General features: G+C 73.5%; 11 protein-coding genes. 8 read left to right on the top strand and 3 right to left on the bottom strand.

Annotation, left to right across the window (positions count from 1 at the left end):
* Positions 1-35: 35 nt before the first annotated feature.
* Positions 36-518, bottom strand: a complete 483-nt coding sequence (locus tag TNCT1_RS08700) for an Lrp/AsnC family transcriptional regulator (RefSeq protein ID WP_143630448.1) — start codon at positions 516-518, stop codon at positions 36-38.
* A 190-nt stretch (positions 519-708) separates the two neighbouring features.
* Here TNCT1_RS08700 and pdhA point away from each other — a divergent pair, with 190 nt between their 5' ends.
* From pdhA to TNCT1_RS08665, 7 genes are read left to right on the top strand one after another with little or no spacing between them, the layout of a single operon-like run.
* The gene (gene pdhA, locus TNCT1_RS08695; protein WP_143630119.1) at positions 709-1,854 is read left to right on the top strand and encodes a pyruvate dehydrogenase (acetyl-transferring) E1 component subunit alpha; all 1,146 of its coding nucleotides are present in this window, start codon (positions 709-711) and stop codon (positions 1,852-1,854) included.
* Positions 1,851-2,855: an alpha-ketoacid dehydrogenase subunit beta gene (locus TNCT1_RS08690; protein WP_143630117.1), complete on the top strand. Its 1,005-nt coding sequence runs from the start codon at positions 1,851-1,853 to the stop codon at positions 2,853-2,855. Before pdhA ends, TNCT1_RS08690 begins: the two co-directional genes overlap by 4 nt.
* On the top strand, positions 2,855-4,225 hold the full coding sequence (locus TNCT1_RS08685; RefSeq protein ID WP_143630115.1) for a dihydrolipoamide acetyltransferase family protein: 1,371 nt from the start codon (positions 2,855-2,857) through the stop codon (positions 4,223-4,225). The genes TNCT1_RS08690 and TNCT1_RS08685 overlap by 1 nt, the downstream gene beginning before the upstream one ends.
* 46 nt (positions 4,226-4,271) lie before the next feature.
* Positions 4,272-5,180 carry an NTP transferase domain-containing protein gene (locus TNCT1_RS08680; RefSeq protein WP_143630113.1) on the top strand — a complete coding sequence of 303 codons (909 nt, stop codon included), beginning with the start codon at positions 4,272-4,274 and terminating at the stop codon, positions 5,178-5,180.
* Positions 5,177-6,526 carry a molybdopterin molybdotransferase MoeA gene (locus tag TNCT1_RS08675; RefSeq protein WP_143630111.1) on the top strand — a complete coding sequence of 450 codons (1,350 nt, stop codon included), beginning with the start codon at positions 5,177-5,179 and terminating at the stop codon, positions 6,524-6,526. The genes TNCT1_RS08680 and TNCT1_RS08675 overlap by 4 nt, the downstream gene beginning before the upstream one ends.
* On the top strand, positions 6,523-7,620 hold the full coding sequence (locus tag TNCT1_RS08670) for a TrkA family potassium uptake protein (RefSeq protein WP_143630109.1): 1,098 nt from the start codon (positions 6,523-6,525) through the stop codon (positions 7,618-7,620). Before TNCT1_RS08675 ends, TNCT1_RS08670 begins: the two co-directional genes overlap by 4 nt.
* Before the next feature lie 47 nt (positions 7,621-7,667).
* Positions 7,668-8,648 (top strand): NAD(P)H-quinone oxidoreductase, encoded by a 981-nt coding sequence (locus TNCT1_RS08665; protein WP_143630107.1) that lies wholly within the window; start codon positions 7,668-7,670, stop codon positions 8,646-8,648.
* 63 nt (positions 8,649-8,711) lie between these two features.
* Here the strand turns inward: TNCT1_RS08665 and TNCT1_RS08660 are convergent, their stop codons facing one another.
* Positions 8,712-9,332, bottom strand: coding sequence for a hypothetical protein (locus TNCT1_RS08660; protein ID WP_143630105.1), 621 nt, complete (start codon positions 9,330-9,332; stop codon positions 8,712-8,714).
* Positions 9,333-9,496: 164 nt separating this feature from the next.
* On the opposite strand from TNCT1_RS08660, the gene TNCT1_RS08655 reads away from it, so the two are divergent.
* Positions 9,497-10,033, top strand: a complete 537-nt coding sequence (locus TNCT1_RS08655) for a bacterial proteasome activator family protein (protein ID WP_143630103.1) — start codon at positions 9,497-9,499, stop codon at positions 10,031-10,033.
* Positions 10,034-10,140: 107 nt separating this feature from the next.
* Here TNCT1_RS08655 and TNCT1_RS08650 read toward each other — a convergent pair whose 3' ends face one another.
* Positions 10,141-11,745: a Stk1 family PASTA domain-containing Ser/Thr kinase gene (locus TNCT1_RS08650; protein WP_143630101.1), complete on the bottom strand. Its 1,605-nt coding sequence runs from the start codon at positions 11,743-11,745 to the stop codon at positions 10,141-10,143.
* Between the last annotated feature and the right edge of the window lie 46 nt (positions 11,746-11,791).

Raw genomic sequence — 11,791 nt, 5'->3', positions numbered from 1 at the left:
GTCCACCGCGGCTCAGCCCTCGGGCACGGGCGGAATCAGGTCTCCGGCTCCAGGTCCTCCTCCTCGAACACCAGCAGCGTGCGGGTGCTGAGCACCTCGGGGATCGCCTGGAGCCGGGTGAGCACCAGCTCGCGCAGCGCCCTGTTGTCGGGCGTGTGCACCAGCAGCAGCACGTCGAAGTCGCCGCCCACCAGGGCGATGTGCGAGGCGCCGGGCAACTGCCTGAGCTGCTCGCGGACCGTGCGCCAGGTGTTCTGGACGATCTTCAGCGTGATGTAGGCCGAGGTGCCGTGCCCGGCCCGCTCGTGGTCCACCCGCGCGCTGAACCCCCTGATCACCCCGTCGTCGATCAGCCGGTTGATGCGTGCGTAGGCGTTGGCGCGGGAGACGTGGACGCGCTCGGCGACGGACCGTATGGAGGCACGGCCGTCCGCCTGCAGGATTTTCAGGATGTCCTGGTCGATCGCGTCCAGCGGGCGCGGGGGCGGGGCCGTGCCGTCCTGCGGCCCGTCGGCCATTTGTTCAGCTGTCATGTCCCCCCGCTTCGCCGTCGTGGACGTCCTGCGTTCATTGCAGGATGTGGAGAACCGTTTGTCCACAGCCTGCCCGGGCCTGTAGCCAAAATGTGCCGGCGACCGAACAATCGGTAGGTGAGGCGGGTCACAGCTGACACGCCTCCCGTAGCCACTCCCACGAGGAGGTGCCGTCATGACGGTCATGGAGCAGCGGGGCGCGTACCGGCCATCGCCGCCGCCCGCCTGGCAGCCCCGTATGGACCCCGCGCCGCTGCTGCCCGACGCCGAGCCCTATCGCGTCCTCGGCACCGAGACCGCCGCGAAGGCCGATCCGGAACTGCTGCGCCGGCTGTACGCACAGCTCGTGCGCGGCCGCCGCTACAACACCCAGGCCACCGCGCTGACCAAGCAGGGCCGTCTCGCGGTCTACCCCTCCAGCACCGGCCAGGAGGCCTGCGAGGTCGCCGCCGCCCTGGCCCTGGAGGAGCGCGACTGGCTGTTCCCCAGCTACCGCGACACCCTCGCCGTCGTCGCCCGGGGCGTGGACCCGGTCGAGGTGCTCACGCTGCTGCGCGGCGACTGGCACAACGGCTACGACCCCCAGGCCCACCGGGTGGCCCCGCTCAGCACCCCGCTGGCCACCCAGCTCCCGCACGCCGTCGGACTCGCGCACGCCGCCCGCCTCAAGGGCGACGACGTGGTCGCGCTGGCCATGATCGGAGACGGCGGCACCAGCGAGGGCGACTTCCACGAGGCCCTGAACTTCGCCGCCGTCTGGCAGGCGCCGGTGGTCTTCCTGGTGCAGAACAACGGCTTCGCCATCTCCGTCCCGCTCGCCAAGCAGACCGCGGCGCCCTCGCTGGCCCACAAGGCCGTCGGCTACGGCATGCCGGGCCGGCTGGTCGACGGCAACGACGCGGCCGCCGTGCACGAGGTCCTCAGCGACGCCGTACGGCAGGCCCGCGCGGGCGGCGGACCGACGCTGGTCGAGGCGGTGACCTACCGCATCGACGCGCACACCAACGCCGACGACGCCACCCGTTACCGCGGCGACGCCGAGGTCGAGGCCTGGCGGGCGCACGACCCGGTCGAGCTGCTGGAGCGGGAGCTCACCACACGGGGCCTGCTCGACGACGCCGGCCGCGAGGCCGCCCGTCAGGACGCCGAGGCGATGGCCGCCGATCTGCGGGAACGCATGAACCAGGACCCCGAGCTCAACCCCATGGACATCTTCGACCACGTCTACGCCGAGACCACCTCGCAACTGCGTGAACAGCGCGCCCAGCTGCGCGCCGAACTCGAGGCCGAGCAGGACGGCCAGGAAGGCGACCTTCGATGACCACCGTCGCCGTCAAGCCCGCCACCATGGCGCAGGCCCTCACGCGCGCTATGCGCGACGCGATGGCGGCCGACCCGGGCGTGCACGTCCTGGGCGAGGACGTCGGCACCCTCGGCGGGGTCTTCAGGGTCACCGACGGACTCGCCAAGGAGTTCGGCGAGGACCGCTGCACCGACACCCCGCTCGCCGAGGCGGGCATCCTCGGCACCGCCGTCGGCATGGCCATGTACGGCCTGCGCCCGGTGGTGGAGATGCAGTTCGACGCCTTCGCCTACCCGGCGTTCGAGCAGCTCGTCAGCCATGTCTCGCGGATGCGCAACCGCACGCGCGGCCGGATGCCGCTGCCGATCACCGTCCGGGTGCCCTACGGCGGCGGCATCGGCGGCGTCGAGCACCACAGCGACTCCTCCGAGGCCTACTACATGGCCACCCCGGGTCTGCACGTCGTCACCCCGGCGACGGTCGCCGACGCCTACGGGCTGCTGCGCCAGGCCATCGCATCCGACGACCCGGTCGTGTTCCTGGAGCCCAAGCGGCTGTACTGGTCCAAGGACTCCTGGAACCCCGAGCAGCCCACCGACGTCGAGCCCATCGGGCGCGCGGTCGTGCGGCGGCCCGGCACCAGCGCGACGCTGATCACCTACGGCCCGTCCGTGCCGGTCTGCCTGGAGGCCGCCGAGGCCGCCCGGGCGGAGGGCTGGGACCTCGAGGTCCTCGACCTGCGCTCCCTGGTGCCGTTCGACGAGGAGACCGTCTGCGCGGCCGTGCGGCGCACCGGGCGCGCCGTCGTGGTGCACGAGTCCACCGGGTTCGGCGGTCCGGGCGGCGAGATCGCGGCCCGGGTCACCGAGCGCTGCTTCCACCACCTGGAGGCCCCGGTGCTGCGGGTGGCCGGCTTCGACATCCCGTATCCGCCGCCCATGCTGGAGCGGCACCACCTGCCCGGCGTCGACCGCATCCTGGACGCCGTGGCCCGCCTGCAGTGGGAGGCCGAGGGCTGATGGCACAGGTGCTGGAGTTCAAGCTGCCCGACCTCGGCGAGGGCCTGACCGAGGCGGAGATCGTCCGCTGGCTGGTGCGGGTCGGCGACGTCGTCGCCGTCGACCAGCCGGTCGTGGAGGTCGAGACCGCCAAGGCGATGGTCGAGGTCCCCTGTCCCTACGGCGGTGTGGTCACCGCCCGCTACGGCGAGGAGGGCACCGAACTGCCCGTCGGCGCCCCGCTGCTGACGGTGGCGGTGGGCCCCGCTGCGGCCGGTGAGGACGCCGGCTCGGGCAACGTCCTCGTCGGCTACGGAACCTCCGAGGCCCCGGCCCGCAGGCGCAGGGTGCGCGCGGCCGGCGCCAACGGGAAGGTGAAGCAGGCCGCCGGTACACGGCCCGCGCAACCGTCCGCGCCGGCCTCCGGCCCCGCGCCCGCCCCGTCGTCCGCGTCCACCCCGTCGTCCGCGTCCGCGCCCACCCCCGCTTCCGCGCCAGCCGGAGGCCCGGTGCCCGTGATCTCCCCGCTGGTGCGCCGGCTGGCCCGGGAGGGCGGCCTCGACCTGCGGCAGCTCGCCGGTTCGGGGCCCGAGGGGCTGATCCTGCGCGCCGACGTCGAGAACGCCCTGCGCGCCGGGACGGCTCCCGCCCCCGGCACCGCGGCACCCGCCACCGGGGTCTCCCCGGCCGCGCCGACCCGCGACGGTCTCCGCACCACGCTCAAGGGCGTCCGCGGCGCCGTCGCCGACAAGCTCTCCCGCAGCCGCCGGGAGATCCCCGACGCCACCTGCTGGGTCGACGCCGACGCCACGGATCTGATGCGCGCGCGAGCCGCGATGAACGCCGCCGGGGGACCGAAGATCTCCCTGCTGGCGCTCCTCGCCCGCATCTGCACCGCCGCCCTCGCCCGTTACCCCGAGCTGAACTCCTACGTCGACACCGAGGCCCGGGAGATAGTCCAACTCCCGCAGGTGCACGTCGGGTTCGCCGCGCAGACCGAACGCGGACTGGTCGTCCCGGTCGTGCGCGACGCGCACGCGCGCGACGCCGAGTCGCTCACCGCGGAGTTCGCCCGGCTCACCGAGGCCGCCCGGACCGGCACGCTGACCCCCGGCGACCTCACCGGCGGCACCTTCACGCTGAACAACTACGGCGTCTTCGGCGTCGACGGCTCCACCCCGATCATCAACCACCCCGAGGCAGCCATGCTCGGCGTGGGGCGGATCGTCCCCAAGCCGTGGGTGCACGACGGTGAACTGGCCGTACGGCAGGTCGTGCAGCTCTCCCTCACCTTCGACCACCGGGTGTGCGACGGCGGCACGGCGGGCGGCTTCCTGCGCTACGTGGCGGACTGCGTGGAACAGCCGGCGGTGCTGCTGCGCACCCTGTGACCCCCACCCGGTCCATGACGAGAACCTGAGAGGACATACTCGGGGGGTGACCGAGAACGCCCCCGCCGCGCCCGGGACCGCCGCGCCGTACGACGCCGTCGTGCTGGCCGGCGGTGCCGCCCGGCGGCTCGGCGGCGCCGACAAGCCCGCGGTACGGGTGGGCGGCCGGGCACTGCTCGACCGGGTGCTCACGGCCTGCGCCGGCGCGGCCACGACCGTCGTCGTCGCCGGCGCCCGCCCCACCGCCCGGCCGGTGTGCTGGGCCCGCGAGGAACCCGCCGGGGGCGGGCCGGTCGCCGCGCTGGAGGCCGGGCTGCGGCTGACCACCGCCGAGTACACCGCCGTCCTCTCCGCCGACCTGCCGTTCCTCGAAGCGGCCACGGTGCGGCGGCTGTTGACGGCCCTGCGGGACACCGGCGCCGACGGCGCGCTGCTCACCGACGCCGAGGGCCGGGACCAGCCGCTCGTGGCCGCCTACCGTACCGCCGCGCTGCGCCGCGAACTGGCCGCTCTGGCCGCCGGGCACGGCGGTCTCACCGGGCTGCCCCTGCGCAGGCTGACCGGCGCCCTCCAGCTCACCCGCGTCCCGGACCCGCTCGCGTCCTTCGACTGCGACACCTGGGACGACATCGCCGACGCCAGGGCACGCATCAGGGAGCATGGGCACGTGTTGGATGAATGGATCTCCGCAGTCAAGGACGAACTGGGCATCGACCTGGACGTCGACACCGGTCTTCTGCTCGACCTGGCCCGCGACGCCGCGCACGGCGTCGCCCGGCCGGCCGCGCCGCTGACCACCTTCCTCGTCGGCTACGCCGCCGCCCAGGCCGAAGGCGGCCCCGAAGCCGTCGCCGAGGCCGCCCGCAAGGCCGCCGCGCTGGCGCTGCGCTGGGAGGAAGAGAGCGGCGGCGATCAGCAAAGCGCCGGGGGCGCGCCCGCTCCGGAACCGCGATGAGTCCCGGCACCCGGGCCGGAGCGCCCGCCGAGGACAGCGACGACCTCGACGTCGAGGAGGCCCTGGCCCTCGTGAGGGAACCCAAGGACGACGGCGGCGCGGCCGTGCCCGCCGCCACCGGCGAGGACCGGCGGCACGAACGGCACCGCGCCACCGCCTGGCCCCGGGCCCGCGAGATCGCCGCCCGCGCAGCCCGCTCGGGCAGCCGCCGGACCCCTGTCTCCGTCCCCCTCGCCGACGCCCTCGGCCTGGTCCTGGCCACCCCGCTCGACGCCCTCACCGACCTGCCCTCCTTCGACACCTCAGCCATGGACGGCTGGGCGGTCGCCGGACCCGGCCCCTGGGCGGTGCGGGAGCAGGGCGCGCTCGCCGGGCACGCGCAGCCCGAACCGCTCACCGACGGCGAGGCGGTGGGCATCGCCACCGGCGCACGCGTGCCGGCCGACACCACCGCCGTGCTGCGCAGCGAACACGGCCGCACGGACCCCCAGGGCAGGCTGCACGCCACCCGCGACATGAACCACGGTCAGGACATCCGTCCCCGCGGCCAGGAGTGCCGCAGTGGCGATCAGCTCCTCCCGGTCGGCACCCTCGTCACCCCCGCCGTCCTGGGCCTGGCCGCGGCCGCCGGGTACGACACCGTCACCGCCGTCCCGCGGCCCCGTGTGGAAGTCCTGATCCTGGGCGACGAGTTGCTCAGCGAGGGACGTCCGCACGACGGACTGATCCGGGACGCGCTCGGCCCCATGCTGCCGCCCTGGCTGGGGGCGATGGGCGCCGACGTCATCGGCGTACGACGGCTGGGGGACGACGCCGGGGCCCTGCGCAAGGCGCTCACCGGCTCCCGGGCCGATCTCGTGGTGACCACCGGCGGAACCGCCGCCGGACCGGTCGACCACGTCCACCCCACGTTGGAGCGCATCGGCGCCGAACTCCTCGTCGACGGGGTCAAGGTGCGCCCGGGCCACCCCATGCTGCTGGCCCGCACCAAGGAGAACCAGCACCTCGTCGGCCTGCCCGGCAACCCCCTCGCGGCCGTCTCCGGCCTGCTCACGCTCGCCGAGCCGCTGCTGCGCACCCTCGCCGCCCGCCCGGCCCCGGAGCCGTACACGCTGACGCTGGACGAGGCGGTGCACGGACATCCCTACGACACCAGGCTCGTGCCCGTGGTGCTGCGCGGTGACCGTGCCGTGCCGCTGCACTACAACGGTCCGGCCATGCTGCGCGGGATCGCGGTCGCCGACGCGATGGCCGTCGTGCCGCCGGGCGGGGCACAGCAGGGGGAGGAGACGGAGCTGCTGGACCTGCCGTGGGCCGCAGCGGGAATCGGGGTGTGTTTCACGTGAAACTTCCGGGTCATGACGCCATCGCCCGCCGAGCGGACGAGCATCTGGTGGCCCAGCGGGTGCAGCTCCCCAGGAAGGTCGTGGAGCGCCCGATCCGCCAGGTCGGCAAACGGCTGCTCATGGCCCTGTTGGTGCTGGTCGTCACCGCGTTGGTCGTCTACGCCGACCGGGACGGCTACCGCGACAGCTCCGACAACTCCGTGGACCTGCTGGACGCGTTCTACTACGCGACCGTCACGCTCTCCACCACCGGGTACGGCGACATCACACCCGTCAGCGACAGCGCCCGGCTCACCAACATCTTCGTCATCACGCCCCTGCGGGTGCTGTTCCTGATCATCCTGGTCGGCACCACGCTGGAGGTCCTCACCGAACGCACCCGGGAGGAGTGGCGCCTGAACCGCTGGAGGTCCACCTTGCGCGACCACACCGTCGTCATCGGCTACGGCACCAAGGGGCGGTCGGCCATCCAGACCGTCTGCGTCACCGGCCTGAAGGCGGAGCAGGTGGTCGTGGTCGACCCCAGCTCCAAGGCGGTCGACGCCGCGACGGCCGAGGGCTTCGCGGGTGTCATAGGTGACGCCACCCGCAGTGACGTGCTCCGGCGGGCCGAGGTGCACAAGGCGCGGCAGATCATCGTCGCCCCGCAGCGCGACGACACCGCCGTGCTGGTCACCCTCACCGCCAGGCAGCTCAACCGGAGCGCGAAGATCGTGGCCGCGGTCCGTGAGGAGGAGAACGCCCCGCTGCTCAAGCAGTCGGGCGCCGACGCGGTCATCACCAGCTCGGGCGCGGCCGGCCGGCTGCTCGGCCTGTCCGTGCTCAGTCCGGCCGCCGGCATGGTGATGGAGGACCTGATCCAGCAGGGCAGCGGTCTCGACATCATGGAACGGCCAGTCGTGCGCGCCGAGGTGGGCAAGGGCCCGCGCGAGACGGACGACCTCGTGGTCAGCGTGGTCCGCGGGCACCGGGTGCTCGGCTATGACGACCCGTCCATCGGATCGCTGGAGCTGACGGACCGTCTGATCACCATCGTCCGGGTGAGCCCGGGCGCCCGGGTCACCCCGCATCACCGTCCGCTGCCGAGCGACTGAGCGGGCCTGCCCCGGGGAGGGCGCCGGTGAGGAGTAGCGTCACGGGCATGCATGCGATCACGATTCCCGAACCTGGTGGGCCCGAGGCGCTGGTGTGGGACGAGGTCCCCGATCCGGTGCCCGGCGAAGGCGAAGTACTGGTCGAGGTGGTGGCCAGTGCCGTCAACCGCGCCGACATCATGCAGCGGCAGGGCTTCTACGACCCGCCGCCGGGCGCGTCCCCGTACCCCGGCCTGGAGTGCTCCGGAAAGATCGCCGCGCTCGGCCCCGGGGTCTCCGGCTGGGCCGTGGGCGACGAGGTGTGCGCGCTGCTCGCGGGCGGCGGCTACGCCCAGAAGGTCGTGGTGCCGGCCGGGCAGTTGCTGCCGGTGCCGGAGGGCGTCGACCTGAGGCAGGCGGCCGCGCTGCCCGAGGTGGTCTGCACCGTCTGGTCCAACGTCTTCATGGTCGCCCATCTGCGCCCGGCCGAGACCCTGCTGGTGCACGGCGGCTCCAGCGGCATCGGCACCATGGCCGTCCAGCTCGCCAAGGCCGTCGGAGCCAGGGTCGCGGTGACCGCCGGGACCAAGGAGAAGCTGGACTACTGCGCCCAGCTCGGCGCGGACATCCTGATCAACTACCGCGACCAGGACTTCGTCGCCGAGATCAAGCAGGCCACGGGCGGCGCGGGCGCCGATGTCATCCTCGACAACATGGGCGCCAAGTACCTGAACCGCAACGTCCAGGCCCTCGCCGTCAACGGCCGGCTCGCGATCATCGGCATGCAGGGCGGGGTCAAGGGCGAGCTGAACATCGGCACCTTGCTGAGCAAGCGGGCCGCGATCAGCGCGACCTCGCTGCGGGCCCGCCCGCTGAGCGAGAAGGCCGCGATCGTGGCCGCCGTGGCCGAGCACGTGTGGCCGCTGCTGGCCGGGGGGCACGTCCGGCCGGTCGTGGACCGTGAGCTGCCGATGCCGGAGGCGGCCGAGGCGCACCGGGTGGTCGAGGCCAGCGGCCACATCGGCAAGGTGCTGCTGATCGCCCCGTGACCTCGGCGTACGCGACCGTGCGCGGGTGACGGTGCCGCACTTGGGCGTGCCGCTCCCGTCCGGTCAGCTCCGGCGGATCCGCAGGCCCAGGAACGCCAGGCCCAGTCCGAGACCGATGAGGACCAGCCCGGTCCCCAGCGGCAGGATCTTCAGCGTCGGCCCGGCCGGGGAGGCGTCCTGGCTCGCGTCGTTCCGCGTCGCGGTCGGCCGCGGGGGCCGGGCGGGGTCCAGGCCGGCCTCCTCCGGCGGGAGGGAGGCGGTCGCCGAGACCGCGGGGAGGTCGGCGGTCTCCGGCTCCTGCGGACCCGCGGGGTCGGGGACACCGGTCATCGTCCCGGAGCCGTCGTCGCCCTCCACCTCGGCGACCGGCCCGTCCGGGCGGCCGGGACGCATCCGGCCCTCACCGGCCCTGCTTCCGGCCCGGGACGGCTCGTCGGCCGGACGGGAGTGGTCGTGGGAGTGGCCGTGGGGGTGGGACGCGGGGTGCGAAGCGGCCGGGGAGGCTGAGGCCGGAGCGGCCGGAGCGGCCGGGTCGACCGGCGTGGCGGGCCGGGCCGCGGGTATGGGCGGTTCCGGTGGGTCGGCCCGCGCGCCGTACGCGGGGGCCGTGCCGTACACCGGCGCCGTCGCGAGGGCGAGCAGCAGTGGTATGAGGCGGAGCGTGAGTCGCAGCCATGGAGTCACGTCGGTGACCTCCCGGAGCCCAGTCGTCGAACATCGACGCCAGCCAGCCTCACATCGTGGGGCAGACCGGGCATTCCGGATTGCTCCGTCGGAGCTAAAGGGTGGATCTGCCCCATGAGGGGGCAGCACGGTGATGAGGTGAGGGCGTGCGAGACAATGGCGGCATGGAGATGCCGAGGAACGAACGGTCGCCGGAGAATCCCCAGATCCTGGTCGTGGGCCAGGACGGCATGGCGATCGGCGGCGGGGACGAGGACTCCCGTGAGACGCCGGTGACGGATCAGGTCGAGCAGCCGGCGAAGGTGATGCGGATCGGCAGCATGATCAAGCAGCTGCTCGAAGAGGTCCGGGTGGCTCCTCTGGACGAGGCCAGCCGGGCCCGGCTCAAGGACATCCACCGCAGCTCGGTCAAGGAGCTGGAGGACGGTCTGGCGCCGGAGCTGGTCGAGGAGCTGGAGCGGCTGTCGCTGCCGTTCACCGACGACACCACGCCGAGCGACGCGGAACTGCGCATCGCGCAGGCCCAGTTGGTGGGCTGGCTGGAGGGCCTGTTCCACGGCATCCAGACGACGCTGTTCGCCCAGCAGATGGCCGCGCGCGCCCAGCTGGAGCAGATGCGCCGCGCGCTGCCGCCGGGCGTGGGCCACGAGGGCGGCGACGACCCGCGCACGGGCGGCCGTTCGGGCGGCCCGTACCTGTAGTCCCTGCCTCGGGCCGGGCGGGCCGGTCCGCCCGGCGGCGAACGACGAGGGCCCGGCGGTGTTCCGCCGGGCCCTCCCTCATGGCCGCGGGGCGCGGCCGGGCCGCGTCAGGGGTTGCCCGTCGAGACGTTGAGCTGGATCTCCACGTCCTTCGGGTCGACGTCCGTGCCGGGCTTGGGGAACTGGTCGATGACCGCGCCCTGGCCGTAGGTGTTCTCGTCGACGTCCTTGGTGGTCACGCGCCAGCCCGCGGCCGCCGCGCACTCCTTGACGGACTTGATGTACTTGAAGCGGAAGTCCGGGAGCTGGATCTTCTTCTCGTCGTTGTAGGACTCCTCCGGCTCCGTGCAGTCGGTCTCCTTGACCGTCTTGGAGGTGTCCGGTCCCCGGTAGCCCGCCGCGTGGGCCGGGGCCGAGGTGCTGGGGTCGCCGCCGGCCTTGTCGTCCTTGCCGCCGCTGTTCAGGGCCAGTGCGACGACCAGGCCGACGACCGCGACGAGGGACACCACGATCGAGCCGACGATCACCGGCTTGTTGCTCCTGCCGCCGCCCCCGCCCGGGGACTGCACGGCCGTCTGCGGCGTGATGTTGTACGGCGGCGGGGTCGAGGGGGACTGCCCGTACGCGGTCGGCGTCTGGTAGCCGCCCTGCTGGGGGTAGCCGTACGCCGGGGTGGGCGCCGGGGCGCCGTACGGGTTCGGCTGGTACGGCGTCTGCACCGGGCCGGTGGGGGCCGGGGCCGCCTGGTCGACGGGCGGGAACACCGTGGCGCCCACGCCCGCGCCGCTCTGCGCCGGCCCGGCGCCCGGCACGATGCTGGGCGGGGCCGTGTGCAGGGAGGCGGCGACCCGCAGGCACTCGTCGCGCATGGACTCGGCGGTCGGGAAGCGCTCGTTCGGGTTCTTCTTCAGGGCGCGGGAGACCAGCGCGTCCACCGCGGGCGGCAGCGAGCGGTTGATCGAGGAGGGCGTGACCGGCTCCTCCTGCACGTGCGCGTAGGCGATCGCCAGCGGTGAGTCCGCGTCGAACGGCAGCCGCCCGGTGACGAGCTGGAACAGCATGATGCCGACCGAGTACAGGTCGGAGCGGGCGTCCACGCCCCGGCCGAGGGCCTGCTCGGGCGAGAGGTACTGCGGGGTGCCGACGACCATGCCGGTCTGCGTCATCGAGGTGACGCCGGACTGCATGGCGCGCGCGATGCCGAAGTCCATGACCTTGACCACGCCGCGCTTGGTCATCATCACGTTGCCCGGCTTGATGTCGCGGTGGACCAGGCCCATCTCGTGGCTGATCTCCAGCGCCGCCAGCACGTCCGCGGTGATCTTCAGCGCCTTGTCGGCGGGCATCGCGCCGAACTGCCGGACGTCCTCCTCCAGGACCGAGCCCAGCGGACGGCCCTCGACGTACTCCATGACGATGTACGGCATGGTCGAGCCGTCCAGCGCGTCCTCGCCGGTGTCGAAGACGGAGACGATGTTGGTGTGCGTGAGCTTGGCCACGGCCTGGGCCTCGCGCCGGAACCGCTCGCGGAAGGCCTGTTCCCGGCCCAGCTCGGAGTGGAGGGTCTTGATCGCGACCTGGCGGTCGAGCACGGTGTCGTAGGCCAGGTGGACCGAGGCCATGCCGCCCTGACCGAGCAGGTCGCGCAGCTGGTAGCGGCCGCCGGCCAGCGTCCGCCCCGCGTACCGCTCCTGTGCGCCGTCCTGGCTCATCTCTCCGCGTCCCCCACTGGCCGTCCGGCGCCTTCGCTGGGCGAAC

The organism is Streptomyces sp. 1-11, assembly GCF_007176755.1.
Classification (GTDB): domain Bacteria; phylum Actinomycetota; class Actinomycetes; order Streptomycetales; family Streptomycetaceae; genus Streptomyces.
Note: the sequence above shows the minus strand (reverse complement) of the source record. Positions and strands in the feature narration are given on the sequence as shown.